Consider the following 26,204-nt stretch of genomic DNA (forward strand, 5'->3'; position numbering starts at 1 on the left):
ACAACGCACGCTACATGCGCTCGGGGGCGCTCACTCCCAGCAGATCGAGCCCGTTGCGGAAGACCTGGCCGGCGGCATCGTTCAGCCACAGCCGTGTGCGATGCACACTCTCGATCGGGTCGTCGCCCTGCGGGATCACGCGGCAGTTGTCGTACCAGCGGTGGTACAGCCCCGCCAGCTCCTCGAGGTAGCGGGCGACACGGTGCGGCTCGCGCACCTCGGCGGCGAACGCGACGATGCGCGGGAACTCCTGCAGGGCGCCGAGCAGTGCGCCCTCGCTCTCGTGCGTGAGCGTCTCCGGGGCGAACTCGGAGCGGTCGACGCCCGAGTCGGCGGCGTTGCGCGCGACGTTGTGCGTCCGGGCGTGCGCGTACTGCACGTAGAACACCGGGTTGTCGTTGGTGCGCTTCTGCAGCAGCTCGGGGTCGAGGTCGAGCGGCGAGTCCGCGGGCGAACGCTCCAGCGAGTACCGCAGCGCATCGGTGCCGAGCCAGTCGAGCAGGTCGTCCATCTCGATGATGTTGCCGGCGCGCTTGCTGAGACGGGCGCCGTTGATGGAGACCATCTGCCCGATCAGCACCTGGACGTTCTTCTCCGGATCCTCGCCTGCGGCGCCGGCGATGGCCTTGAGCCGGTGGACGTAGCCGTGGTGGTCGGCACCGAGCAGGTAGATCTTGTTCTGGAATCCGCGGTCACCCTTGTTCAGGTAGTACGCGGCGTCGGCGGCGAAATACGTGTACTCGCCGTTCGAGCGGCGGATGACGCGATCCTTGTCGTCGCCGAAGTCGGTCGTGCGCACCCAGACGGCGCCCTCGTCGTCGAACACGTGCCCCTGCTCGCGCAGACGATCGACGGCCTGATCGATCAGGCTCGTGCCGGAGGCGTCTTTCGCGTGCAGCGTGCGCTCCGAGAACCAGACGTCGAACGGCACGTTGAAACGGTCGAGCGATCTCTTGATCTCGGCGAGCTGGAAATCGTACGCGAGCTCCATCGCGACACCCAGCTGCTCGTCTTCGGGAAGCTCCAACAGGTCGGGGCGCGCCTCGAGGACGCGGCCGGCGAGCGTCGCGATGTACGCCCCCGGGTAGCCGCCCTCGGGGGTCGGCTCGCCCTTCGCCGCAGCCAGCACCGAGAGGGAGAAGCGATCCATCTGCGCGCCGGCGTCGTTGATGTAGTACTCGCGGACGGCAGTGGCGCCGCTCGCGAGGAGCAGACGCACGATCGAGTCGCCGAGCGCCGCCCAACGGGTGTGGGCGATGTGCAGCGGGCCGGTCGGGTTGGCCGACACGAACTCGACGTTCACGCTGACGCCCGCCTGCGACGCGTTCGTGCCGTAGCCGGTGCCGGCGTCGACGATGACCTTCGCCAGCGCGCCCGCTGCGGCGGCATCCAAGCGGATGTTGATGAAGCCGGGACCGGCGACCTCGGCGCTCGAGACGCCGTCGACTTCGGCGAGCCCGTCGACGATCTGCTGCGCGAGCTCGCGAGGATTCGTGCCGAACGGCTTGGCGAGGCGCATGGCGATGTTCGACGACCAGTCTCCGTGGTCGCGATTGCGCGGGCGCTCCAGCACGATGTCGGACGCGGCGAGCCCGAGAGGCTCACCGGGACGTCGTTCCTCGGCGATCGGGGCGAGGACGGCGAGGAGGGCTTCGGCGAGGGTTTCGGGGTTCATAGCCTCCCCAGTTTACGGGGCCGGACAGTGGGGAGAGACGGCGCCGACGCGGAGGAATTTGCGATCGGCCTCCGGTGATCTACTCTCATGCCATGAAACCCACCGCCACCCGACGTCGAGTGGGCGCCGCAGGTATCGTCATCGCCCTGCTCCTCGCCGTCGCGGCCGTCGTTCTCGGCGTGTGGCGACCATGGACCCCGATGCCGTCCACCGCCCCGCTGGGAGCAGCATCCGACGGCGACCTCGGCACCTCCGCGGTGATCGCCCCCGCACCGCTCGTCCTGCCGGAGCACCCCACCGTGCTGGTCTTCGGCGACTCCTGGACGTACGGCTCGGCGGCGAGCGATCCGACCCTCGGCTACGCGTATCTTCTGGGCGACCTGCTCGGTGGCGAGACGATCGTGAACGGCGTCCGCGGCAGCGGATATCTCAAGCCGGGGATCGATGGACCGACCTTCGGGGAGCGGATCGCCGCTCTCGACCCGTCCCTGGCACCCGATCTCGTGATCATCCAGGGTTCGATCAATGACCGGGCCCAGGGCGTCGCCGGCTACCGCGAGGCCGTGAACGCCGCGTGGGACGCCCTCGCCACGACCTACCCCGAGGCGACGGTCGTGGTCCTCGGACCGGCACCCCACGAGCTTCCGGTCGGCGCCGCCACCGCGCGCATCGACACGGATCTGTCCGAGCTCGCCGCGGCCCGCGGCTGGTGGTACGTCTCCCCCGTCGCCCAGGACTGGATCACCGCACAGAACTACCTCGACGTGATCGACGTCGAGGTGGGACGCAAGCACCCCTCCACCGAGGGACACCGCTATCTCGCCGAGAAGGTCGCCGCGGCGCTCGACGAGCTGCGCGTCGCACCGGCCACCGAGGCCGGCGGGTCGGAGACCACCCCCGACGAGTGATATTGTCGATCGGTACGCCTCCGTAGCTCAGTGGATAGAGCGCCGGTTTCCGGTACCGTAGGTCGCAGGTTCGACTCCTGTCGGGGGCACAACGGAACACTGGACAGTCTGGGAATTCCCCGGCTTCCAATAGCCAGAACAATAGCCACCTCAACTTTTGAGGTGGCTATCGTTTTGCCAGCCCTCAGGACAGGGACCCACCCGGCATCCGCGGCGAGATACACGATCAGTCCTCTGCGCAACCGAATGCTCGAAATGTCTAGCCCGACTTGACTGGTTTTGTCTAGAGCGAATAGACTACACTCATGGTCAGCGAACAGCCCACCCGCAAGATCGTCAAAGCTCTCCGCGATGCAGGCTTCCTCCCTGACCGTGCAGTCGGCTCCCACACCGTCTGGGTGAATGGAGGAATCAGTATCAGCGTCCCGGATGGGCATAAGACGATCTCTCCTGGAGTTGTTCGAAAGGTCAACAAGGCGATTGAGGAGGCCACCAGATGAACAACTACAAGGTCACCATCAGCCGAGAGGGCAAGTGGTGGATGGTTGCGATCCCAGAGATCGACGGCCTCACTCAAGCGCGCACGATCAACGAGGCACACAAGATGGCGAAGGAGTACATCGCCGTCACGCTCGACGTCCCCTTGGATTCATTCGACATCCACGTTCAAGCTGAGCGCATCGGAACAATTGAGCACGTCACTCAGATCCTCGAAGACATCAAGATTGAGCGCGCTGAAGCCGAGAAGATGGAGCGCGAGGCGAACGAGAGAGCTCGAGACCTGGCGAAGGCTCTGGCCGCTCAAGACATCACGCTTCGCGATATTGGGGAACTGTTCGAGGTGTCTCACCAACGGGCGCACCAACTCGTGAAGTCCTGATGACGTCCTAGCAACGCACTCCACCCGAGAAGGCGGTCGACGAGAGCGCGCGAGTTCGATGCGGCACGATGATTCGTCTGCGTCACTTCCGGGCCCCCTGAGAGCGATGGCGGGCCAACGCACCGTAGAGGGGAATGCACGTGCGAGCCGGGGACTCCCAGCCCACCCGGATAGGCTGTTCGAATGCCCCTCCTCTCGATCGCCGGTTCGACGCGTGCCCCGCACCGTCTGCGCTCGGCGACGCCGATGAGGGAATGGATGCGATTCGTCCTGCACCCGGGCACGAACGGGTGGACCAGCGTCTGGGGCACGCTCTCGCACGGCGAGATCGCCGGCTGCCCGCCGCCACGGAACTAGACCACGCCTCGAACGGGGCGGTGGTCGTCTTGCGCCATTCACCCCTTCTCTCGCGTGAGGTCTTTTCCGTGTCCCCGAATCCTGCTCCTGCCCGTTTCTCCCTCGCTCCGCATGCGCTGTGGCAAGGCATCCGCTCGAACGCCCGCAGCGACGTCCTCGGCGGGGCGCTCCTGCTCGCGGCGACGTTCACAGCCCTGGTCCTCGCCAACAGCCCCGCAGCTCCCTGGTATGAATCGGTGCGGGACTTCACGTTCGGCATCCCCGAACTGCACCTCGAACTCAGCGTCGGCGCCTGGGCGGCAGACGGCCTGCTGGCGATCTTCTTCTTCGTCGTCGGCCTCGAGTTGAAAGAGGAGTTCGTCGCCGGGCGTCTGCGCGACCCTCGTCGAGCGGCCCTGCCGATCGCAGCGGCCGTGGGTGGTGTCGTGGTCCCCGCGGTCATCTTCACCCTGATCAATGCCGGCAGTGGAGCGGATGCGCTGCGTGGCTGGGCGATCCCCACCGCGACGGACATCGCGTTCGCCGTGGCCGTGATCGCGGTGGTCGGCAAGTTCCTTCCTCCCGCACTGCGCGTGTTCCTGCTGACGCTCGCGATCATCGACGACCTCATCGCGATCACCATCATCGCGACGTTCTACACCGACTCCATCCGCTTCCCGTGGCTGATCCTCGCACTGCTGCCGCTCGCGGGGTTCGCCGCGCTGGTGGCGAGAGGCGTGCGCGCGTGGTGGGTCCTGCTTCCGCTCGCGATCGCGGTGTGGGTCTGCATCCACGCGTCGGGTGTCCACGCGACCGTCGCGGGCGTGCTGCTCGGCTTCGTCGTCCCGGTCACGGCGACCGAACGCGCCAGGGTGCGCACGGGCACCGACGACGCAGGGCGACCGGTCTACGACGGCATGGCCGCCCACTTCGCCGACCGATGGAGCGTCGTGGCCACACTGTTCGCCGTCCCGGTCTTCGCGTTCTTCGCGGCGGGTGTGACGGTCGGCGGACTGGAGGGGCTCACCTCCGCCTTCGCCGATCCGATCACGGTCGGGATCGTCGTCGGACTCGTCGCCGGAAAGCCGATCGGCATCCTCACGACGACATTCCTGCTGAGCCGCTTCCCGGCGCTCCGGCTGGACGAGACGCTGCGCTGGCCCGACCTGATCGGCATGGCCTTCCTCGCGGGGATCGGCTTCACGGTGTCCCTGCTCGTCGGAGAGCTCGCCTACGGATCGAGCTCCGTCGCCGACGAGCATGTGAAGATCGGCGTGCTCGTCGGATCGCTCGTCGCTGCGGTCCTGGGCGGGGTCATCCTCGCCCGGCGCAATGCCCGCGCACGGCGACGGGCGGCGCCCGCGTCCGCATCCGCGGTGTGAGGACGGAGCGCACGCAGCGGCGGTCGTGCGCATCCGGCGCCGGACTCACCGCCGTCGCCCGTGCGGTCGCTGCTCACCACCCGGTGCTGAGCAGCGACTGCACGACGATCGCGAATCCGATCTGCAGACCCAGCAGCCAGCGACGCGTCGAGCGTCCGAAGAGGGCGAGACCGAGCGTCGCCCACGGCACGAACGGCAACCAGATGCGTTCGACCTCCGCCCGGCTCATGTTCGACAGGTCGGCGGCGAGCACCATCAGCCACCCGGCTGCGGCCAGCGTCAACAGCACGACGCGCGGATCCCACTTCGCTCCCCCGCGCCCGCCCGCCACGACGTCCCTCGCGACGAACTCGCTCCCGCGCTCGCGTTTGCGCCCGCCGAACATCCCGACCGTGGCAGCACCCACGGCGGCGATCGAGGCGCCGATGGCGGGGCCGGCGCTCACGCCGAACGCGGCGAGATTTCCCCACATCCAATACTCCGGCGGTCGCCGCGAGGCCACGCCGTCCCAGTAGCGCTGCTGCAGCACGGGGAACGCCTCCCACCAGGCGAACCCGTTGATAGCGAACAGTCCGACGACTCCCAGAGCCGCCGCACCGGCGATCGGCAACGGCACCCACGACTTTCCCGCCCACAGGACCGCGACGGCCAGTATCCCCAGCAGCGGCAGGCCATACGACAGCATCACGCAGTATCCGAGCAGCAGCCCCGCCGTGAGCGACCAGACGACCCGACGTGCGCCGGTCGTCGCCGTGGCCAGGGCGAGGGCGCAGATCCCCCACGCCGCGACCGCCATGAACAGGCCGTCGCCCGACACCGCGATCCAGATCGCGGCGGGGGTGAACACCAGGAAGAGCACGGCCCTTCGCGCGTACTCCTCAGCCCGCAATGCCCGCAGCGCGATCATGACCGCCATGACGGTGGTGGCCCCCAGCACCAGCACGACGAAGCCCGCGGCGAGCGCGCTGCCGAGCCCGAGCCGGACCAGGGCGACGAAGAACAGCAGCGCTCCCGGCGGGTGACCGGCGATGTGCACCGGCCAGTTGTCCGCGTGGGCGTAGGGGATGCGTTCGATGTATTCGCGCAGAGTGGCACCGACGTCGTCGACCTCCCGCGCGGTGCCCAGATACTCGTACCGATGGTCGAGGATCGTGCCGATCCCGTCGAGGCCGTCCACCGTGGCGAGCGCGAACAACCACAGTGCGGAGGCGCCGAAGGCGATCAGCAGAAGGTGCCCCCACCGCGCCGACGAGGCGATGCGGGGGCCCCAGACGAACGCTGCGATGCCGAGCAGGACCGCGAGCGGCGTGCCGGGCCCCAGCCGCGGCATCCATTCCGCGTGCAGCGGCGGGAACGAGTTCACCCGCACGTTCCAGCCCGTCAGAGCCGGGACGGCGATGGCGGCGGCGATCAGGAGGAGTGCCCCCACGACGCCCCAGACCGCCAGCCGCGACCCGGCGCGGAATCTCACCTCGCTCATCCCTCGGCCCTGTCGCGCAGCGGTTCGTGCGCGAACTCCCGCACGCCCTCCTCGAACCCGACCTGAGGACGCCATCCCAGCTCCGCCCTGATCCGGTCGGCGGATGCGGTGATGTGCCGCACGTCGCCCATCCGGAATTCGCCCGTGCGCGGTGGCCGCTCGCTGCCGAACGCGGCAGCGAGCCCATCGGCGAACTCGCCGATGGTGTGCGGCACGCCCGTGGCGACGTTGAACGCCCTCGCCGCCTCCGCCTCCGCCGTCTCCGTCCAGTCGAGTGCGGCGATGTTGGCGGCGGCGACGTCGCGCACATGGATGAAGTCCCGTCGCTGCTCCCCGTCTTCGAAGACCCGTGGCGTCTCGCCGCGTTCCAGCGCCGAGCGGAACAGCGATGCCACACCCGCATACGGTGTCCCCTGCGGCATCGCCGGCCCGTAGACGTTGTGGTACCGGAGAAGGGCGGCCCTTCCCCCGCTCTGTGCCCAGGAGCGGGCCAGCAGCTCCTGCTCGAGCTTGGTCGCCGCATAGACGTTGCGCGGATCGCACGGCTGGTTCTCGGAGATCGACAACGGTCGCAGCGGTGCGCCGGTCCGCGCCGACAGCGGGTCGAAGCGACCGGCTTCGAGGTCGTCCCTCGTACGCGGTGGCGGCTGCACGACGCGGTCATCGTCGAGATACAGGCCTTCCCCGTAGACGACCATCGACGAGGCCAGTACGAGCCTCTCCACGCGGGCCTCCGTCATCGCCGCGAGCAGGTTCGCCGTGCCGAGCGAGTTCGACGAGACGTAGTCGGGGGCGTCACGGATGCCGAGCCCCAGGCCGACCTTCGCCGCCTGATGGCACACGGCGTCGACGTCGATCAGTGCCCGGGCGACCGCATCCTCGTCGCGCACGTCCGCGCGCACGAACTCGACCTCGCCGCGCGGAGGGCCCTGTGCCGCCGCGTGCACGTCGGGACGCAGCGAGTCGAGCACCCGCACCCGCCACCCGGCGGTCAGCGCTGCATCGACGACGGCGGAGCCGATGAACCCCGCCCCGCCGGTGACGAGGAGCCGCCCTGTCATGCCTGCTCCCCCTGCCCGTGCTCACCGCGACGAAGAAGAGCGTCGACGACGTCCGGCGCGAGTCGCGGCACGGCCTCCCTTCCGGTCGGGATCGCGTCGATGATCGCCGCGACGGCCGCGCTGAGCCGAGGCTGCGCTGCCGCCATCACGGCGAAGACCCGTTCCGCGGTCGCCGAGGTGTCGGCCTCAGCCTCTCCCCACTCGGTGTCGGTGTCCGTCACGATCGCGAGGTTCACGTGCGCGAGGCCCACCTCCGCGGCGAGGGCGGCTTCCGGCAACTGCGTCATGTTGACCAGCCGGGCACCCATCGCACGGTGCCAGTCGGCTTCCGCGGCCGTCGAGAAGCGCGGCCCCTGGATCACGACGCTCGTGCCGCTCGCGTGTACGCGTTCGCCGAGCCCCTGCAGGGCAGTGAACGCGATCCGGCGCAGGTCGGCGTCGTACGGCTCGGCGAACGGCAGATGTTGCACTCCCGATGCGTCCCCCGCGCCGTCGAAATACGTGTCCGCTCTGCCGTTCGTGCGATCGATCAACTGATCGGTGAGCACGAAGTCACCCGGACGCAGAGAAGCGTCCAGCCCGCCGACGGCGTTCGTCGACAGCAGCACCCGCGCTCCCCTGCGCCGCAACCCCCACAACAGCGGCCGAGGATCGACCAGGTGCGGCGGCACCCGGTGCCCGACACCGTGGCGCGGTGCGAAGCCCACCGTGCGCCCGCTCAGCCGCCCTGTCACGATTTCGGGGATCGTCCCCCACGGCGACACGCTGGGCGGAACGACCGCCCGGTCGACGAGGTCGAGCGTCTCGAAGCCCGACCCCCCGATGACCGCGATCTCGATCTCCGCGCTGTCTCTCTCCGCGCCCGAGGCTCCCTGCACTACATCGCTCATCACCCCAGACTGCGCGAGCGGCAGCCATCCAGGACACCGATTTCCTTACACCGCGATGACATCTGACTCGTCATCACTCTGTAAGGGGATCGGCGCCGCCGCGCCGAAGCCGCTTCGCATACTGGGGGCATGGCCACTCCCCGCACGATCGGCTCCGTCACCGAGCGGCTGTCGAACGCGCTCCAGGAGCGATCCGAACGGGTGCGCGCCGCTCTCGGCTCCCCGTTGCGCACCACCAGGACGACCGTCGTGGTGGGCCGCCTGCTCGGAGCCGCATTCCTCATCTGCTTCCTCACCGGGATCTACAGCAATCTGCTGCAGAGCCCGCTGCCGTGGCTCTCCCCGCCGCCGGGGCCCGCCCACCTCTACGCGTGGACGCAGGGGACGCACGTGGTCGTCGGTGCGATGCTCATCCCGCTGCTGCTGGCCAAGCTCTGGGTCGTGTTCCCCCAGCTCTTCACGTGGCCTCCGGTTCGGAGCCTTCCGCACCTTCTGGAGCGCGCGAGCCTGGCGATCCTCGTCGCCACCGCCCTGATGGAGCCGATCACCGGAGTGCTCAACGCCCTGAAGTGGTATCCCTGGGACTTCTCCTTCCGCCGCACGCACTTCGCACTCGCGTGGGTGCTCATCGGAGCGATGATCGTGCACATCGCGGTCCACCTGCCGGCGATCATCCGCGCCTGGCGGAGCGGCGGTCCCGGCGACGACCGAGAACCGGTACAGGACCAGACTCCGGAACAGGATCGGACCGAGACCAGGGACCGGCACCAGACCTCGGAGGAAGCCGGCGCGCCGAAGACGACCGCCGTCTCCCGACGCCGGTTCCTCGGTGTCGTCGGGGGCGCATCCGCACTGACCGGTGTTGCCGCGCTCGCACACGCGGTCGCCCCGATCGGCCCGTTCAGCCTGAAGGAGCCCCGGGCGCGCGTGTCCGCTGCGCAAGGGGTCACGGTCAACCGCTCGGCCCGACAGGCCGAGGTGACCGACCTCGCGAGCGACCCCGGATGGATGCTGCGTCTCGGAGCCGGCGAAGGAGCACTCGCCCTCGCGCGCGCCGATCTCGAAGCTCTCCCGCAGCGGACCGAAGTGCTGCCCATCGCCTGCGTCGAGGGATGGACGATCGACGCGACCTGGACGGGCGTGCGTCTCCGGGACCTTCTGGATCTGGGCGGAATGCCCGAGGAGGCGACGATCCGTCTGCGCAGCCTGCAGCGCCGCGGCGCTTTTCGGGAGACGACCATGCCGGCCGCCTACGCCCGTGATCCGCGCACCCTGATCGCCCTGCGCCTGAACGGGGAGCCGCTGGACCTCGACCACGGGTATCCCGCACGGGTCATCGCTCCTGGACGACCAGGAGTGCTCCAGACGAAGTGGCTCACCTCCATCGAGGTGGCCTGATGCGTTACATCCGTCCTGCGCTGATCGTCGCCGGGGGCCTCGGGCTCGCCTGGGGCGGCTGGCTCCTCCTCTCGACGCAGTCCGTCGACCAGCTGCTCAGCGTCGTACTCTGGCTCGTCGCCGTGGTCGTGGTGCACGACGGGCTCCTGGCCGCGATCAGCGCCGCGCACCACCGGCGGGCCGGACGTCGTTCACGCCCGGCGGAGCCGGACGAACGCACGTCCTGACACCGTCCAGCTCTCGACGAGGTCGAGCGCGGAGCCGTGCAGCCGACGACGCAGCGCCGCGGCCCCGATGTCGTACCAGGGGAATGCCGAGCTCGATCGTCCGTCGTCGTCGACCACCGTGGCCACGAAGCCGCGATCGACGTGAGGATCCGGATCGACCTCGGCGAGGATGCTGCCGAGCGGCGTGATGATCTCGGCGCAGCGCTCGAGCAGCACCGCGGGCGACCCGCCGATGCCGATGTTGCCGTCGAGGAGGAGAAGCGTCTCCCATGCGCCCTCCTGAGGGAGCGCGTCGAACACCGACAGCTGCAATGCCGGTAGCCCCCGTTCCCGCGCGTGTTCGACAGCCGTTCGAGAGACGTCCACCCCGAGACTGAGCTGCCCCGAGCGGATCGCCGCATGCAGGATCCGCCCCGGTCCGCAGCCCACATCGAGCACCGGACCTCTGATCTTCGAGATCACCGAGTCGTCGGCGGCGTCGGCAGCGGCGAGGAATCGGCCGATCTCGACGCGACGCTCACCCCCTGCCGCCACCTCGACCAACCGCAGCACCCCGCCTCCGTTACGCAGCGCGACGTCGTACGGGGCGTCGCCGCCCGCGCCGAAGTGCGCCGTCGCCGGAGCGCTCATGAGGCACCGGCTTCGAGGTCGACGCCCAGCTCAGGCAGAAGGCGGGCGAGGTGTCCACCTGCCGGCAGCACCGATGCCACCTCGCGCAACGAGGCGAGGTCGTCGATGTCCATCAAGGGCGGTGCGGAGGCGGTTCTGAGCCAGGCACCGACCAGGCGCTCGCGCTGCCGCAGGCCGGTGTCCGGTGCCGACATCGGAACTCCGCGCACCAGATCACCGCGCGGACGTCCGCCGAGTCGCTCCCGCGGCAGGTCGTCGAGGCCCAGCAGCCAGAAACCGCCGTCCTCGGCCGGACCGAACCAGGCATCGACATCGTCCGGCCAGTCGTCGGCGACGGCGCGCAGGAGCAACGGATCCACCTGGGGCGTGTCCATGCCGATCAGCAGGACACGGCCGGTGCAGGAGTCCAGCGCCGCGGCGATCCGATCGTCCAGCCCTCCCTCGACCTGCGGGATCGAGTCGAAGCCGGCGGGGAGTGCGATCTCGCCCTGCGCGCAGACGACGACCGGCAGTCCGGTCGCGCCGACGGCGGCGAGAGTGTCGGCGAGGCTCGCCTCCGCGATCCTCGCCGCATCCTCCAGCGTGAATGGAGGATGCAGACGCGTCTTCACCCGCCCTGGCACGCATTCCTTGGCCATCACGACGATCGTCGTCGTCTTCGTGTTCGTGTCCGTGTCCGTGTCGTTCATGCGAACCTCCGCAGGGCGCTGCGCATGTCGACGACGGCGGTCACGGTGCCCCGGACGGTACCCGTGACCTTCGATCGTCCGAGTCGCGGACGGTAGTCCACGTCGACCTCGTCGATCCGCAGACCCTCCTTCCCGGCGCGGAGCAGCAGCTCGAGCGGGTAGCCGCTGCGGCGATCCTCCAGGCCGAGGGCGAGAAGCTGCTCGCGGCGTCCGGCACGGAAGGGGCCGAGGTCATGCAGAGCGAGGCCGGTGCGCCGGCGCACCATCCCGAGAAGAGCAGCATTCGCGAAGCGTGCGTGCACGGGCCACGACGCCGCGCTCGTGACTCTGCGCCGCCCGAAGACGAGGTCGCTCTCGCCGCGATGGACAGGCCCCGCGACCCGATCGAGCTGACCGAGGTCGAAAGAGCCGTCGGCATCGCAGAATGCGACGACCGATGCGGTGGCGGCGCAGAGGCCGGCGTGCACCGCGGCACCGTAGCCGCGCTGGTGCGCCTCGACGACCAGAGCACCCGCGGCACGTGCGACCTCCGCCGAGCCGTCCGTCGAGCCGTTGTCCACCACGATCGCCCTGGCTCCCTGCGGAAGCGCGGCGAGCACACCGGGCAACGCCTCCGCCTCGTCGAGGCACGGCAGGACGACATCGGTGCGGAATCTCATACCCCGACGCTAGGGATCGAGGACTGCTCCGACCCCCGCCAACTCCTTACGAACCGAGGAAGGATGCCGGGAACAGCCGGATTCCTCGCGAGGAAGAAGTCCCGCGAACCTACGATGGGACCATGTCCCCGCCCTTGTCCGACTCGCCCGAGTTCGCGGATCGTCGCGTCCTCGTGATCGAAGACGACGCGACCGTCTCCGAGATCGTGCGCACCTACCTGCAGGCCGCCTCCTACATCGTCGACGTCGCCACCGACAGCTTCGCCGGACTCGCCGCCGTCGCCACCGGCTCCCCTGATCTCGTCGTGCTCGACCGGATGCTGCCGGGCATCGACGGTTCCGAGGTCTGTCGCCGTATCCGTGCCGGCTCCTCCGTACCGATCATCATGCTCACCGCGCTCGGCTCCGAGGACGACCGCATCGACGGTCTGGAGGCGGGTGCCGACGACTACGTCGTCAAGCCCTTCTCCCCCAAGGAACTGGTGCTGCGGGTCAACTCGGTGCTGCGACGGAGCCTGCCGGAATTCGCGCGCGAGGCGCCGTTCCAGCTCGGGCCCTTCCACCTCGATCCTTCGGCCCGCATCGCGACGAAGCACGGCGCTCCGCTCGAGCTCTCGGTGCGCGAGTTCGATCTCTTCGCGTTCCTCCTCAAGCACCCGCGGCAGACGTTCGACCGCCCGACGCTGCTGCGAAGCGTGTGGGGCTGGGAGATCGGCGACCTGTCGACGGTGACCGTGACCACCCGCCGCCTCCGCGAGAAGATCGAGGAGGATCCGGGCAACCCGACGGTGCTCGTCACGGTGTGGGGCGTCGGCTACCGCCTCGAGTGGGGGCCCGCCTGATGCCTGTCGCCGACGTCGCCGCGATCGCCGGCATCGCGTTGATCAGCGCACTGCTGGTCGGCGTGCTCGGTGTGATCGCACTATGGCTGCTTCGTCGACGCTCACTCATGCTGCAGTTGTGCGTCGTCATCCTGGCCGTCGTGCTCGCGTTCGCGACGGGCGTGCTCGCCGTCGCCGAAGCCATGTACATCTCGCCCCACGACCTCCTCGTGGTCGTCGTGGTGACCGCGATCTCGGCCGTCGTCGCGCTGGCCGTGGCCGTCGTGCTCGCCATGCAGCTGCTGCGCGGAGTGCGCTCGCTCCAGAAGCTGACGCACTCGGTGGGCGACGGCGAGCGCCTCGACGCCACGGGCTCGCTCGCCGTGAACGCGGACTTCGCCCGGGTAGCCGAGGAACTCGTCACCACGAGCGAGCGACTCGCGGCAGCCAGGGACGAGGTGCAGCTCCTCGATCGGTCGCGGCGTGAACTGATCGCGTGGATCTCGCATGACCTGCGCAGCCCGCTCGCCGGGCTGCGGGCGATGACGGAGGCTCTCGACGACGGGATGGCCGACGATCCTGCGCGATTCCACCGCCAGATGCGCCGCCAGGTCGACCACATGACGGATCTGGTCGACAGCCTCTTCCAACTTTCCAAGATCACCTCGGGGACCCTCGTGCTCCGCCCGGAGCCGATGTCGCTCCACGATCTGGTCAGCGATGCCGTCGCCGAACTGGCCCCGGTCGCTCAGGCGCGCAGCATCTCGGTGATCGAGCGCACGAGCCCGGAGCACACGATCGTCGGCGACGCCAGAGAGCTCGCCCGCGTGATGATGAATCTCCTCGCGAACGCGATCGAGCACACCCCGACCGGGGGGACGATCCGCATCAGCACCGCCCGCGAGAACGAGGTGATGCTGCTGTCGGTGGAGGACTCCGGCATCGGCATCGCGCATGCCGACCTCGACCGCGTGTTCGAACCCGGCTGGCGTGGCACCGACGCCCGAACGCCGGGTGCCGGCATCCACGGTGCCAGCGGGGCGGGGCTCGGCCTCGCCATCGCCCGCGGCATCGTCGAGGCGCACGACGGCGTGATCAGCGCCCACCAGGCCGACGTCGGGTCTCGCTTCGACATCCGTCTGCCCGCCTCGCTGGCGTCGGCGCCCTAGATCGTCGTAGCGGAGCGCCCGGTCGAGGATCCGTGGTGTCCCCGGGAACGGCCGAGGGAAGGCCCCGAACCTCGGGCGTCAGGCGGCTTGCTTGACTCCGATGACGACCCCGTCCGGAGCGGTGACGTATCCGACTCTTCCGACGCCGGGGAGGTCGTGCAACTCTCCCCTCTCACCGCCCGCGCCCTCGACGGCGGCGAGGGTGACCTCGATGTCGTCGACCGCGATCCAGAGGATCGTGCTCTGACCCTGGTAGCGGCGATCCATGATCGCGGCGTCGATACCGGTGCCGGATCCTGTTCTGGCGGTCAGGTAACCGGGCAGGTGCGGAGACGGCTCCGACACCCACCCGAAGGCGCGGGCATAGAACTCGGCGGCCGCGGCCGGATCGGTGCTGGTCACTTCGATGTGCATGATGTTTCCCATACGGCAAGGCTAGGAAGAGCGGGTTCCGCGGGGCTTGAAGAAATCGGTCAGTCCTGCGCCATCAGACGGGCGATCCCGTCGTACCGATGACGGAATGCGGTCACCGTCATCCCCGTGAATCTCGTGAACTCGCGCGATGCATGGGGCTGGTCCGCGTACCCGGCAATGGCGGCGAGGAGCGCCGCCGGCTCGCGGTCGGCACGTTCGAGCAGGCGATCGGTGAAGGCACGATGGCGCATCACCTGGATGTACTGCTTCGGAGAGAGGCCGACGAGGTCGCGGAAGGCGCGGTACAGCGTCGATGAGGAGACCGCCAGAGCCACACGGAGTTCCTTCACCACGGCGACCGAGGGGTCGGCGTCGATCTGCCGGACGGCTTCGGGAAGGACTTCTGCGAAGGACGGATCCTTCCGCGCGAACTCGCCAAGCCAGCGGTCGAGTTCGTCGGCTGGATCCCCTCGAAGGCGGCTCTTGTCCGGGAGCGGGCCGATGGCATCGACCACCTGAGCGGGCTGTGTCGGGGCCTCGGGGAACAGCGACCTCGCACCCCACGGCGTGAATTGGATGCCGACGTAGTGCGAGTCACCTTCCTGCTCGATCACGAACGGCTCGACTCCCACGGGAAGATAGACGTTCGCGTTCCTCGTCGAAGGTCCCCCTGCCGCGAAGCGCCGTCCCGGTGTGCCGAGGCAGAACTGCACGGTCGCTCGCCCGTTCGGGACGAGCACGGCACGCAGTGCGCCCGGGGGCGCGGGTGCCGTCACCGACCAGTAGTGTTCGACGAAACCCGAGAGGCGTGTCGCCGGTGCGTGCCGCGTGTACCTCACTTCACCTCCTTCTGTGCGGGGCCGTCCTCGACACTTCCGAGGGCCGCCGGTTCATGCTCCCACCTCCCGTCCGGATCGGGTGCTGAACGACGTGGCGCTCCACGCCGATTCGCGGGAAGCTGAGGCATGAGGTTCCTCCGGCCGCTGTGGCGATACCCGTCGATCACGATCACCGTCGTCGTGTTCGTCGGCGTGCTGGTGCTCCATGGTGTCGACGCCGCTGCCGTCGGCCGTTGGATCGCCACCGGCTACGTCGCCGTGTTCGTCGTGTGGACTCTGGTCGGGATGGTGAGAGATGTGCTCCGGGGCCATGTCGGCCTCGACATCCTCGCGATCGTCGCGATGGTCGCGACCTTGGCCGTCGGCGAGTACATCGCCTCACTCATCATCGTGCTGATGCTCTCCGGCGGTGAGGCGCTGGAGGACTTCGCGGCCCGGCGCGCGAAGCGGGATCTGTCCGCCCTGCTCGATCGCTCCCCTCGCATCGCGCATGTGCTCGCGCATCCCCACGAGGACTCCGACGCCGTGGAGGATCGCCCCGTCGAAGACGTCGCCATCGGAGACGTCCTCCTCGTCCGCCCCTCGGAGATCGTGCCGGTCGACGGCGTGCTCCTCACCGACACGGGGACCTTCGATGAGTCCTCGCTCACCGGCGAGAGCATGCCGGTGACGCGCGGGTCCGGCGGAGAGGTGCTCTCCGGCGCGATCAACGGAAGCCGTGCCGTGCGAATTCGGGCCGTCCGCACGAGCGTCGACAGCCAGTACCAGCAGATCGTCGCTCTCGTGCACGCGGCCGAAGACTCACACGCCCCGGTCGTACGTCTGGCCGACCGCTTCGCGATCCCGTTCACCGCCGTGTCCCTCGCCCTGGCGGGGACCGCGTGGGCGATCTCCGGCGACGCGACGCGGTTCGCAGAGGTCCTCGTGCTCGCGACGCCGTGTCCCCTCCTCATCGCCGCGCCCGTCGCTTTCCTCGGCGGGCTCTCACGTGCCGCGAAAGCCGGAGTGATCATGAAGGGCGGTGCCGTCATCGAGCAGATCGCGCGTGTGCGGTCTGCGGCGTTCGACAAGACGGGAACGCTCACACAGGGACGTCCGGAGCTCGTCGACGTCCGACCGGCGAACGGATTCGGCACGGATGAGATCCTTCAGCTCGCGGCCTCCGCAGAGCAGTATTCGACACATGTGCTCGCTGAGGGCATCCGTGGCGCCGCGGAAGCGCGCGGTCTCGTGCTCCGCAGCGCCGCCGAAGCGCGCGAAGAGGCCACGAACGGCGTCGTGGCCGTGATCGACGGGCGCGAGGTCGTCGTCGGCAAACCCGCCTATGTGACCGCGCTGGCCCCCGACACCGTCCGCGCGACGCTCGACGTGAGCCAGGCGGCGGCGTACATCGCGATCGACGGGCGCTTCGCCGGCGTCCTCGTCCTCGCCGACCACCCGAGACCCGAAGCGGCGGCGGTCATCACCTGGCTGCGCACGCACGAGGTGGACCGGATCGTCATGCTCACCGGCGACGTCGGCTCGACGGCGGAATCGGTCGCTCATCAGGTGGGCATCGCGGAGATCCACGCCGAGCTGCTCCCGCCGGAGAAGGTCGGTCTCGCCGCCGAGCTCCACCCCCGTCCGGTGATGATGGTCGGCGACGGAGTGAACGACGCCCCCGTGCTCGCCGCCGCCGACATCGGGGTCGCCATGGGCGCGAAGGGAGCGACAGCGGCGGGTGATGCGGCCGATGTCGTGATCCTCGTCGATTCGCTGGCGAAGCTCGTCGATGCGGTCTCGATCGGGCGCCACACGCTGCGCGTCGCCCTCACCGCGATCTGGATCGGGATCGGATTGAGCATCGGCCTCATGATCGTCGCGATGACCGGGATCATCCCCGCCGTCGTCGGCGCCCTCGTCCAGGAGCTCGTCGACCTCGCGACGATCCTCTATGCGCTGCGGGCGCTCCGCGGCCCCTCCCCTGTGCTTCCCGCTCCCTCGGTCTCCCGAAGCCGGAACACCGAGGAGGCGGCGCCGCTCCCTGCCGACTGACTCGCGAGGCACGACACCCGCCAGACGATACGTGCGGATCGTGGCGCAGCACTCGTCGGCTCAATGGTGGAACGCCGATTGGGGCTTCTCGGCCGGCATCGGAGATTCGAGCGCGTCGAGGTACGCGACCTCGGCCTGAATCGCCTGCAGCAGCTCGGCCGCGAGGTCCATGCTCAGCCCGTTGCGGACGACGATGCGCTGCACCGTGATGTGCTCGAGGTCCACCGGCATGGGGTAGGCCGGGATCAGCCAGCCTTTCATCCGCAGCCGATCCTGCAGATGGTAGAGGTTCCAGTTCTTCGTGTGACCGTCCTGGAGGCGCCACGCGAAGACCGGGATGTCGCTGCCGTCGTTCCAGAGTTCGAACGCGTCGAGCTTCGCGATGCCGGCCGAAAGGTACTTCGCGACGTCCTGCGACGTCTGCTGCACGGCACGGTACCCCTCGAAGCCCAGACGCAGGAACAGGTAGTACTGCAGAACCACCTGCGCACCCGGCCGCGAGAAGTTCAGCGCGAACGTGGGCATCTCGCCTCCGAGATAGCTGACCTTGAACACGAGGCCCTCGGGGAGCCACTGCGCGTCCCGCCAGACCACCCACCCCAGCCCCGGATACACGAGGCCGTACTTGTGCCCCGACGTGCTGATCGAGTGCACGCGGTCGAGGCGGAAGTCCCACACCAGATCGGGCTGCAGGAACGGCGCGATCATCGCCCCGGACGCCCCGTCGATGTGGATGGGGATGTCGAGCCCGGTGCTCTTCTGGATCTCGTCCAACGCGGCGGCGATCTCGGCCACCGGCTCGTACATCCCGGTGTACGTCAATCCCATGATCGCGACGACGCCGATCGTGTTCTCATCGATGTACGAGGCCAGGTCATGACCGTCGAGCGTCTTGTGCTCCGCGCTGATCGGCACGTAGCGCGGCTCGACGTCGAAGTAGTTGCAGAACTTCTCCCAGCACACCTGCACGGCCGACGACATCACGAGGTTCGGGCTCGAGGCGTCCTTCCCCGCGGCGCGCCTGGCCTGCTGCCAACGCCGCTTGAACGCGAGACCGCCCAGCATGCAGGCCTCCGAGGAGCCGATCGTCGAGGTGCCGATGCTCTTCTCCGCATCCGGAGCGTTCCAGAGGTTCGCGAACATGTGCCAGCAGTTGTCCTCGATCGCGGCCGTCTGCGGGTACTCGTCCTTGTCGATCATGTTCTTGTCGAACGACGCCGAATACACCTGTTTGGCGTCGTCGTCCATCCACGTGCTCACGAACGTCGCGAGGTTCAGGCGCGCGTTCCCGTCGAGGATCGTCTCGTCCTCCACGATCTGCTTCGCGGTGTCGGGAAGGGATTCGGCCGAGGGGATGACGTGGCGCGAGGTGAGCGTCGCCTCCCCCGGCCTCGTGAAGATCGGCTGGTCGTCGGTGAAGGGGGTGCTCATGTCCGGAACCTTTCGCTTCGCTGACGGCGTCGCACCGGCGACACGCTCGATCCTCGTCGCTGGTCGTGTGCCGCCACTATCGCAACCGGCGTGGCGTCGCGCCAGCGTCTTTCATCCGCGCGGGATGAGTCCGCTTCGGTGCGTCCCCGAACCGGAAGGCGCTCGCACGAGTCGGTCAGCGATCCGCCGGGAGCTCGACCGGTTCGTGCACGATCATCTCGGGGGCGCGCGAGACGAGCAGCCAGCACGGCAGGATCGCGATGCACAGGACCGCCAGCACGGTCACGCTGCCGGTGACCGCGACGGCGATGAACAGGGCGATCCACCCGTCGCGGGACACGGCGAGGACCATCCCGAGCACGCCTGCGGCGATCGCGACGACGACGGGCACGTCGGGGACCACGGCGTTCGCGAGCACCCCGATCGCCGTGCCGATGAAGACGGCGGGGAAGACCCGGCCGCCGCGGAAGCCCGCCGCCGCGGCGATGACGAGGGCGACGATCTTCACCGCGACGATGATGGCGAGCTCCCCCGCCGAGTAGTCCCCCCTGTGCTCCACGAGGGTGGCGGTCTGCTCGAGACCCTTGAACAGGGTGACGGGGCCGCCGATGACGCCGAGCAGACCGAGGATCGCACCGCCCACCGTGACGTAGAGCACAGGGTTGCGGAGGATACGGAAGCTGCGATGGATGAACGGGAACACCGCCGCCGCCGCGATTCCGAGCGCAGCGGCCACAGCCGCGATCACGACCGCGCTGAGCAGATCGATCGCGGCGATGCTGTCGTACGCGGGCATCGGGACGGCGAAGGACGGTTGGGTCAGCAGCGACATCGTCACGGCGCCGGCACCCGCCGCGAGGAGTGGAAGGAAGAGCTTGTCCCAGAGCGCCTGGCCGCCGACGACCGATCCCACGACCCCGGTGAACACGAGGGCGGCGGCGACCGGGGTGCCGAACAGCGCGCCGATCGTGGCTGCGGCCGTGATCAGGACGATCAGTGTCCCGGATATCTGGGGCCAGAACCGGGCGAAGACGGCGATGAGGATGCCGGTGTTGATGGCGATGATCGGGCTCTCCGGGCCCAGGCTCACACCTCCGGCGAGGGCGAGGGCGGCGACGAGGGCGAGCGAGGGAAGCGCCCGCAGTGGGAGCGGCGGCGCCATGAGCTCCGTGGTCGCGGAATCCCGCCCGCCGTGGCCGGGGAGGAGCCAGATCGCGAGACCGACCGCCAGTCCGGTGAGGGTGAGGACGGTGAAGATCCACCATCCCGAGGCCGGGTCGAATCCGACCGCTTCCGGCAGCCCCTCCCACAGAGCGTGTTCGAGAAGCGCGGCCAGCTCCTCGAGCCCGAACAGGACCAGGGCGGACACCACGCCGATCAGGATCGCCGGCAGCGACAGGGCGATCAGGCCGCGCACGGTCGCCGCAGATGTTTCGTGCTCTTCACCGGTCGTCATCACGCCTCCACGCAGCCTCTGCTTCACGAACGCGACGGCGCAGTGATCACCGAATTATCCCCGCATTCCCGTGGTGGCTTCAACAGGAACGTCGGACCCGGCCCGGCGACGGATGAACGTCCCCCGGGTGAATTCGCGATGACTCCCCGCGATTCGAGAGCGGCCGTCGTTACCATGACCGAAGCGGGATTCCGCCGAGGAGCGGGCTCCCGAGATCGTCGGTTGAGGGTGGTCGACTCAGCCCGGAGAAGGGAAGAATCCATGGCTGAACTCATCGTCATCTCGTTCGACAGCGAACCGCAGGCGGAAGGCGCCTACGACGAGATCCTGTCGCTGCAGAACGACCTGGTCGTCGAGCTCTCGGGTCTCGCGCTCGTGAAGGTCGACGAGAAGGGGAAGACGAAGGTCGAGTACCCCGGGGCGGCCGGAAACGTCGGCGTCGGTGCCGCGGGCGGAGCGCTCTTCGGCATGCTCATCGGACTCCTGTTCTTCGTGCCGATCGCCGGTCTCCTCTTCGGAGGTCTCTTCGGTGCCCTGTTCGCCGGTCTCGACAAGACCGGCATCGACGCCGAGTTCCGCGACCGGGTGAAGAGCACCGTCTCCGCCGGCAAGTCGGCCGTCGTCGTCTACGCGACCAAGATCACGGAAGACAAGTTCGCCGCCGCGCTCGCACCGTTCAACGGCACCGTCGTGCAGACCTCACTCTCCGCCGAAGACGAGAAGGAGCTCATCCACGACCTCGGCGGCGCGCAGTAGGAGCAGGTGCCGCGCGTCGCACGGGGGCGCGGCGTCGGGGCCGACGCGAGAAAGGGCCCAAAGGGAGAGGCCCCGTCCGGTGGGACGGGGCCTCTCCCTTTCGATATCCGAGCTCGCCGGGATCCACGATCGGGCGATGGTCAGCTCCCGGATCTCAGCGATCCAGGATGGCGCGGGTGGTGACGTCGGGACGCAGGTCGAGTCGGCGCAGGAGCTGCGCGTTGAGTGCCACGACGATCGTCGACAGGGACATCAGGATCGCTCCCACCGACATCGGCAGCACGAACCCGATCGGCGCGAGCACACCTGCGGCGAGGGGAACCGAGAGCAGGTTGTAGCCCGCTGCCCACCACAGGTTCTGCTTCATCTTCCGGTAGGCGGCACGGGAGAGCTCGATCACCGAGAGCACCGAACGCGGGTCGTCACTGGCGAGGATCACACCGGCGGAGGCGATCGCGACGTCGGTTCCGGCCCCGATGGCCAGCCCCACGTCGGCCTGCGCCAGAGCGGGAGCATCGTTCACACCGTCTCCGACCATGGCGACCTTGCGGCCCTCTCGCTGAAGCTCCTGCACCTTCGCGGCCTTGTCCTCCGGTCGGACACCGGCGAAGAAGCGATCGATCCCGAGGTCGGCGGCGACCGTCTGCGCGACGGCCTCCGCGTCTCCGGTGATCATGACCACCTGCACACCGAGCGCGTGCAGCGCGTCAACGGCTTCCCACGATTCCTCCCGCACCTCGTCGGCGAGTTTCAGCGCGCCGACGACGCGACCGTCCCGGACGACGTGGAGGATGATCGCGCCGTCCGTGCGCCAACGCTCGGCGACCGGGAGCTCGTCCGCGTGCTCCTCTGACAGCAGGTGGGGTCCTCCGACGCGGACCTTCGCGCCGTCGACCGTCGCAGTGACGCCGACGGCGGGAGACGACGTGAAGTCGCGGCTCTCGGGCACCGCGAGCTTCCTGTCGACGGCCGCGCGGACGATGGCCTTCGCGAGCGGGTGCTCGCTGTCGGCTTCCGCGGCCGCGGCGAGCGCGAGGACCTGATCGGCGTCTTCGCCGTCGACGACCGAGATCTCGGAGACGATCGGCTCGCCCTTCGTGAGCGTGCCGGTCTTGTCGAAGAGCACGGTGTCGACGGTGCGCATGCTCTCCAGCGCCAGGCGGTCCTTGACCAGGACGCCGCCACGGGCGGCGCGCTCGGTGGCGATGGACACCACCAGGGGGATCGCGAGGCCGAGCGCATGCGGGCAGGCGATCACGAGCACGGTGATGGTGCGGATGACGGCGGCATCCGGGAGGCCTACCAGGGTCCACACGATGGCGGTGATCGCCGCGGCGCCCAGCGCGAACCAGAACAACCAGCCGGCGGCGGTGTCGGCGAGGCGCTGGGCGCGCGACGACGAGCTCTGCGCCTCGGTGACCAGACGCTGGATGCCGGCGAGAGTGGTGTCGTCCCCTGTCGCAGTGATCTCGACCCGGAGCCCGGAGTCCGTCGCCACCGTGCCGGCGGTGACCTGGTCGCCGATTCCTCGCGCGACCGTGCGGGACTCCCCCGTCACCATGGACTCATCCATCGAGGCGCGCCCGTCGACGATCCGCCCATCCGCCGGCACGCTTCCGCCCGGTCGCACGACCACGATGTCGCCGACGGCGAGGTCGGCCGGCGAGACGATGACGATCTGGCCGTGCTCGACACGCTCGGCTTCGTCGGGAAGGAGCGCGGCGAGGGAGTCGAGGGCCGACGTCGTCTGCGCGAGGGAGCGCATCTCGATCCAGTGGCCGAGCAGCATGATCACGATCAGCAGCGCGAGCTCCCACCAGAAATCGAGTTCGTGGTGCAGGATGCCCAGGCTCGCTCCCCACGACGCGAGGAAGGCCACGGTGATCGCGAGACCGATGAGCAGCATCATGCCGGGCTTCCGGCTGCGGAGCTCGCTGACCGCTCCGACGAGGAAGGGCTTTCCGCCCCACACGTACATCACGGTCCCGAGCACCGGAGACACCCACGCCAGCCAGGGAGCATCCGGCAGCGTGTAGCCGAGGATCATCGCGAACATGCTCGACAGGGCGACGGTGGGGATCGCCATCACGAGCATGATCCAGAAGAGGCGCCGGAACTGTCCGACGTGGTCACCGTGCCCCGCGTGTCCACCGTGTCCCGCATGCGCATCGTGTCCCGCATGCGCATCGTTACCTGCGTGCGCATCGCTGCCTGCGTGCGCGTCGTGGCCCGCGTGCGCGGCATGCCCTGCGTGGGAGCCTTGATGCACGGACTCCTCGTGCGCCACGGTGTGCGCATCCGCATGGTGCGTGGCGGGATCGGTGTGGTCGTGGTGTGGGGTGCTCATGGACCTCTCCTCCTCGGAAAGACGATGCCGTGCGGGGCTGCCGGATGGCGAACCCCGCACGGGTGAAGCGGGTCAGGCCGCCGCTGCGTATTTCGCGGGATCGGCGTCGAACGCCGGGCCGCATCCTGCGCAGCAGAAGTAGTAACGCGTGCCCTCGTAGTCGCGGAAGAGGCCGGCGGCCTCCGCGACCTCGATGACGACGGGGCTGCCGACCATCACCGGGCACTCTGCCATACCGCCTGTGGGCGATGCGAGCAGATCCTTGCGTCCGTCGGCGGATACGGCGCTGTCGCTGTTCACGCTGCAGCAGGATCCTGCGGGGGAATCGGACATGAAGTGCTCCTCTTTCGGTTTCTCAGGGGGTTCCGACGGGTGACGCCGTCGTCGTGCGCTCTCGCGCGACTCCGGCATCCGTCGGGGAGGGATCCGCCGCCTGGCTCCGGAAGGACCGCAGGCGGAGGCTGTTGCCGACGACGAAGACGCTGGAGAACGCCATCGCCGCACCGGCGAGCATGGGATTGAGCAGCCCGAGGGCCGCGAGCGGGATGGCGGCGACGTTGTAGGCGAAGGCCCAGAACAGGTTGCCCTTGATCGTGCCGAGTGTCTTCCGCGAGAGCCGGATGGCGTCCGCCGCACTACGCAGGTCTCCCCGCACGAGCGTGATGTCACTCGCCTCGATGGCGACATCGGTGCCGGTGCCCATCGCGAGGCCCAGGTCTGCTTGAGCCAGAGCCGCCGCGTCGTTCACGCCGTCTCCGACCATCGCGACGACCTTGCCCTCGCCCTGCAGCCTGGTGATGACGTCGACCTTGTCCTTGGGGAGGACCTCGGCGATGACCTCGGTGATGCCGACCTCGGCCGCGATCTGCTCGGCCACCGCCCGGTTGTCGCCGGTGAGGAGGATCGGTGTGAGCCCGAGGGCCTTCAGCTGCGTGATGGCCTGGGCGCTCGACGGCTTCACGGTGTCCGCCACGACGAGCACGCCACGCGCCTCTCCGTCCCAGCCGACGGCGATCGCGGTCTTGCCCTGACGCTCCGCCTCGGCCTTCGCTGAGGCGAGAGCGGCGGGAAGGTGCTGCGACCAGTCGGCGAGGAGCGATTCCCGGCCGACGAGCACGGCGTGTCCATCGACGACGCCCTGCACACCCTGGCCCTCGATGTTGGCGAAGCCCTCCGGGACCGGAAGTGCACCGACCTCCTGCGTCGCGGCCTTGGCGATCGCCTGTGCGATGGGGTGCTCCGAGGCGTCCTCGACGGCCCCAGCCAGTCGCAGCAGTTCCGCCCGGTCGACACCCGCAGCGGTGTGCACGTCGGTGAGGGTCATCTTCCCGGAGGTGACGGTTCCGGTCTTGTCCAGTACGACGGTGTCGACCTTGCGCGTGGACTCGAGGATCTCCGGTCCCTTGATGAGGATGCCCATCTGGGCGCCGCGTCCCGTGCCCACCAGCAGTGCGGTCGGGGTGGCGAGACCGAGTGCGCAGGGGCACGCGATGATCAGCACGGCGACCGCGGCGGTGAAGGCGGCCGAGGCGGGGAATCCCGCCCCCAGCCAGGCGCCGAGTGTGCCGAGTGCGACGGCGATCACGATGGGGACGAAGATCCCGGAGACACGGTCCGCGAGGCGCTGCACCTCGGCCTTGCCGGTCTGCGCGTCCTCCACGAGCCGCGCCATCTGCGCCAGCTGCGTGTCCGATCCGATGCGCGTGGCGCGGATCACCAGGCGTCCGCCGGCGTTGACCGTGGCGCCGGTGACGGCGTCGCCCTCACCGACCTCGACCGGAACGGATTCGCCGGTCAGCATCGACGCATCGACGGCCGATGTCCCCGACACGATGATCCCGTCTGTGGCGATCTTCTCCCCCGGACGGACGACGAACTCGTCGCCCACCTTCAGCTCCGCCGTGGGGATGCGCGTCTCGACCCCACCGCGGATGACTGCGACGTCCTTCGCGCCGAGCTCGAGCAGCGCCCGCAGCGCCGCCCCGGCCTGACGCTTGGAGCGCTTCTCGAAGTACCTCCCGGCGAGGATGAACGTGGTCACGCCCGCCCCCACCTCGAGATAGATGTTGGCCGCCCCATCGCTCGGGGCCACCGTCAGCTCGAACGGGTGCGTCATGCCGGGGACCCCGGCCGTGCCGAGGAACAGGGCGTACAGCGACCAGAGCAGCGCCGCGATCGTGCCCATCGAGATGAGCGTGTCCATGGTCGCCGCGCCGTGGCGGAGGTTCGTCCATGCGGCCTTGTGGAACGGCCACGCCGCCCACACGATCACGGGTCCGGCGAGGGCCAGCGACAGCCATTGCCAGTAGGTGAACTGCAGCGCGGGGATCATCGCCATCGCGATGACCGGGACGGTCAGCACGATGGAGGCGACGAGTCGGTGCTTGAGGCTGATGAGCTCGGCGTCCGGTGCGTCGTCGACATCGTCCTGTCGGGCGGCGTTCTCCGGAGCGGGCAGCGCCGCGGTGTAGCCGGTCTTCTCCACTTCGGCGATGAGAAGCGCGGGATCGAACCCGGCCGGTGCCATCACCTTGGCCTTCTCGGTGGCATAGTTCACCGTCGCCGTGACGCCGTCGATCCGGTTGAGCTTCTTCTCGATCCGCATCGCGCACGATGCGCAGGTCATGCCGCCGATCTCCAGCTCGACACTGGCCTCCGGGGCTGCGGACTGCGTGTCCGTCATGATGATCTCCTCGATCCTTGCGCTCCGCGCCCGAGGACG

At 69.0% G+C, this 26,204-nt stretch carries 25 protein-coding genes and 1 tRNA gene; 12 read left to right on the plus strand and 14 right to left on the minus strand.

From position 1 onward, the window contains the following. Positions 1-10 precede the first annotated feature (10 nt). Positions 11-1,675, minus strand: coding sequence for an arginine--tRNA ligase (gene argS / locus CQ042_RS01900; RefSeq protein ID WP_105668524.1), 1,665 nt, complete (start codon positions 1,673-1,675; stop codon positions 11-13). Between the two features lie 92 nt (positions 1,676-1,767). Between argS and CQ042_RS01905 the strand changes: the two genes are divergently transcribed. From CQ042_RS01905 to nhaA, 6 genes are all read left to right on the plus strand, one after another. After that, complete coding sequence (locus CQ042_RS01905) at positions 1,768-2,583, plus strand: SGNH/GDSL hydrolase family protein (RefSeq protein WP_258131932.1); 816 nt, start codon at positions 1,768-1,770, stop codon at positions 2,581-2,583. 16 nt (positions 2,584-2,599) lie between these two features. Next, positions 2,600-2,672 (plus strand) — tRNA-Arg (locus CQ042_RS01910). A gap of 216 nt (positions 2,673-2,888) precedes the next feature. Next, positions 2,889-3,083, plus strand: a complete 195-nt coding sequence (locus tag CQ042_RS01915) for a type II toxin-antitoxin system HicA family toxin (protein ID WP_105668525.1) — start codon at positions 2,889-2,891, stop codon at positions 3,081-3,083. Further along, positions 3,080-3,463, plus strand: coding sequence for a HicB family toxin-antitoxin system (locus tag CQ042_RS01920; protein ID WP_105668526.1), 384 nt, complete (start codon positions 3,080-3,082; stop codon positions 3,461-3,463). Before CQ042_RS01915 ends, CQ042_RS01920 begins: the two co-directional genes overlap by 4 nt. 183 nt (positions 3,464-3,646) lie before the next feature. Next, a complete protein-coding gene (locus CQ042_RS20360; RefSeq protein WP_181157399.1) occupies positions 3,647-3,820 on the plus strand; it encodes a hypothetical protein in 174 nt (57 codons plus the stop codon). 68 nt (positions 3,821-3,888) lie between these two features. Further along, on the plus strand, positions 3,889-5,181 hold the full coding sequence (gene nhaA / locus CQ042_RS01925; RefSeq protein WP_105668527.1) for a Na+/H+ antiporter NhaA: 1,293 nt from the start codon (positions 3,889-3,891) through the stop codon (positions 5,179-5,181). 73 nt (positions 5,182-5,254) lie between these two features. Here the strand turns inward: nhaA and CQ042_RS01930 are convergent, their stop codons facing one another. The 3 genes from CQ042_RS01930 to CQ042_RS01940 are packed head-to-tail and all read right to left on the minus strand — an operon-like array spanning position 5,255 to position 8,612. Beyond that, the gene (locus CQ042_RS01930; protein WP_105668528.1) at positions 5,255-6,661 is read right to left on the minus strand and encodes a hypothetical protein; all 1,407 of its coding nucleotides are present in this window, start codon (positions 6,659-6,661) and stop codon (positions 5,255-5,257) included. Further along, complete coding sequence (locus tag CQ042_RS01935) at positions 6,658-7,722, minus strand: NAD(P)-dependent oxidoreductase (protein WP_105668529.1); 1,065 nt, start codon at positions 7,720-7,722, stop codon at positions 6,658-6,660. Before CQ042_RS01935 ends, CQ042_RS01930 begins: the two co-directional genes overlap by 4 nt. Further along, positions 7,719-8,612 (minus strand): MTAP family purine nucleoside phosphorylase, encoded by an 894-nt coding sequence (locus CQ042_RS01940; RefSeq protein WP_105668530.1) that lies wholly within the window; start codon positions 8,610-8,612, stop codon positions 7,719-7,721. Before CQ042_RS01940 ends, CQ042_RS01935 begins: the two co-directional genes overlap by 4 nt. A 129-nt stretch (positions 8,613-8,741) precedes the next feature. On the opposite strand from CQ042_RS01940, the gene CQ042_RS01945 reads away from it, so the two are divergent. Both CQ042_RS01945 and CQ042_RS01950 read left to right on the plus strand, forming a co-directional pair. After that, on the plus strand, positions 8,742-10,010 hold the full coding sequence (locus CQ042_RS01945; protein ID WP_105668531.1) for a molybdopterin-dependent oxidoreductase: 1,269 nt from the start codon (positions 8,742-8,744) through the stop codon (positions 10,008-10,010). Continuing rightward, the gene (locus tag CQ042_RS01950) at positions 10,010-10,237 is read left to right on the plus strand and encodes a hypothetical protein (protein ID WP_105668532.1); all 228 of its coding nucleotides are present in this window, start codon (positions 10,010-10,012) and stop codon (positions 10,235-10,237) included. Before CQ042_RS01945 ends, CQ042_RS01950 begins: the two co-directional genes overlap by 1 nt. On the opposite strand, the gene CQ042_RS01955 is transcribed toward CQ042_RS01950, so the two are convergent. The 3 genes from CQ042_RS01955 to CQ042_RS01965 are packed head-to-tail and all read right to left on the minus strand — an operon-like array spanning position 10,202 to position 12,215. Next, positions 10,202-10,867, minus strand: coding sequence for a bifunctional 2-polyprenyl-6-hydroxyphenol methylase/3-demethylubiquinol 3-O-methyltransferase UbiG (locus CQ042_RS01955; protein WP_105668533.1), 666 nt, complete (start codon positions 10,865-10,867; stop codon positions 10,202-10,204). The two genes, CQ042_RS01950 and CQ042_RS01955, sit on opposite strands and share 36 nt — an antisense overlap. Continuing rightward, the gene (locus CQ042_RS01960; protein WP_105668534.1) at positions 10,864-11,556 is read right to left on the minus strand and encodes a DUF2064 domain-containing protein; all 693 of its coding nucleotides are present in this window, start codon (positions 11,554-11,556) and stop codon (positions 10,864-10,866) included. The genes CQ042_RS01955 and CQ042_RS01960 overlap by 4 nt, the downstream gene beginning before the upstream one ends. After that, entirely contained in the window at positions 11,553-12,215 is a 663-nt protein-coding gene (locus tag CQ042_RS01965; protein ID WP_105668535.1) for a glycosyltransferase family 2 protein, read from the minus strand. The genes CQ042_RS01960 and CQ042_RS01965 overlap by 4 nt, the downstream gene beginning before the upstream one ends. A gap of 122 nt (positions 12,216-12,337) precedes the next feature. Between CQ042_RS01965 and CQ042_RS01970 the strand changes: the two genes are divergently transcribed. Continuing rightward, complete coding sequence (locus tag CQ042_RS01970) at positions 12,338-13,057, plus strand: response regulator transcription factor (RefSeq protein WP_105668536.1); 720 nt, start codon at positions 12,338-12,340, stop codon at positions 13,055-13,057. After that, positions 13,057-14,205, plus strand: coding sequence for a sensor histidine kinase KdpD (locus tag CQ042_RS01975; protein WP_105668537.1), 1,149 nt, complete (start codon positions 13,057-13,059; stop codon positions 14,203-14,205). The genes CQ042_RS01970 and CQ042_RS01975 overlap by 1 nt, the downstream gene beginning before the upstream one ends. A 78-nt stretch (positions 14,206-14,283) precedes the next feature. Here CQ042_RS01975 and CQ042_RS01980 read toward each other — a convergent pair whose 3' ends face one another. Both CQ042_RS01980 and CQ042_RS01985 read right to left on the minus strand, forming a co-directional pair. Beyond that, positions 14,284-14,631, minus strand: coding sequence for a VOC family protein (locus tag CQ042_RS01980; RefSeq protein ID WP_105668538.1), 348 nt, complete (start codon positions 14,629-14,631; stop codon positions 14,284-14,286). Positions 14,632-14,678: 47 nt separating this feature from the next. After that, on the minus strand, positions 14,679-15,458 hold the full coding sequence (locus CQ042_RS01985; RefSeq protein WP_105668539.1) for a helix-turn-helix domain-containing protein: 780 nt from the start codon (positions 15,456-15,458) through the stop codon (positions 14,679-14,681). A 126-nt stretch (positions 15,459-15,584) separates the two neighbouring features. Between CQ042_RS01985 and CQ042_RS01990 the strand changes: the two genes are divergently transcribed. After that, on the plus strand, positions 15,585-17,492 hold the full coding sequence (locus CQ042_RS01990) for a heavy metal translocating P-type ATPase (protein ID WP_105668540.1): 1,908 nt from the start codon (positions 15,585-15,587) through the stop codon (positions 17,490-17,492). Between the two features lie 60 nt (positions 17,493-17,552). On the opposite strand, the gene CQ042_RS01995 is transcribed toward CQ042_RS01990, so the two are convergent. Further along, on the minus strand, positions 17,553-18,923 hold the full coding sequence (locus CQ042_RS01995) for a glutamate decarboxylase (protein ID WP_105668541.1): 1,371 nt from the start codon (positions 18,921-18,923) through the stop codon (positions 17,553-17,555). 175 nt (positions 18,924-19,098) lie between these two features. Continuing rightward, positions 19,099-20,379, minus strand: a complete 1,281-nt coding sequence (locus CQ042_RS02000; protein WP_105668542.1) for an ion channel protein — start codon at positions 20,377-20,379, stop codon at positions 19,099-19,101. Positions 20,380-20,640: 261 nt separating this feature from the next. On the opposite strand from CQ042_RS02000, the gene CQ042_RS02005 reads away from it, so the two are divergent. After that, complete coding sequence (locus CQ042_RS02005; RefSeq protein WP_105668543.1) at positions 20,641-21,135, plus strand: DUF1269 domain-containing protein; 495 nt, start codon at positions 20,641-20,643, stop codon at positions 21,133-21,135. A gap of 154 nt (positions 21,136-21,289) precedes the next feature. On the opposite strand, the gene CQ042_RS02010 is transcribed toward CQ042_RS02005, so the two are convergent. From CQ042_RS02010 to CQ042_RS02020, 3 genes are all read right to left on the minus strand, one after another. Then, on the minus strand, positions 21,290-23,482 hold the full coding sequence (locus CQ042_RS02010; protein WP_105668544.1) for a heavy metal translocating P-type ATPase: 2,193 nt from the start codon (positions 23,480-23,482) through the stop codon (positions 21,290-21,292). Between the two features lie 72 nt (positions 23,483-23,554). Continuing rightward, positions 23,555-23,815, minus strand: a complete 261-nt coding sequence (locus tag CQ042_RS02015; protein WP_105668545.1) for a YHS domain-containing protein — start codon at positions 23,813-23,815, stop codon at positions 23,555-23,557. Positions 23,816-23,837: 22 nt separating this feature from the next. Further along, entirely contained in the window at positions 23,838-26,165 is a 2,328-nt protein-coding gene (locus CQ042_RS02020) for a cation-translocating P-type ATPase (RefSeq protein WP_105668546.1), read from the minus strand. Positions 26,166-26,204: the final 39 nt, after the last annotated feature.

Origin of the sequence: Microbacterium sp. MYb62, from assembly GCF_002979475.1 — a bacterium.
Lineage (GTDB): Bacteria > Actinomycetota > Actinomycetes > Actinomycetales > Microbacteriaceae > Microbacterium.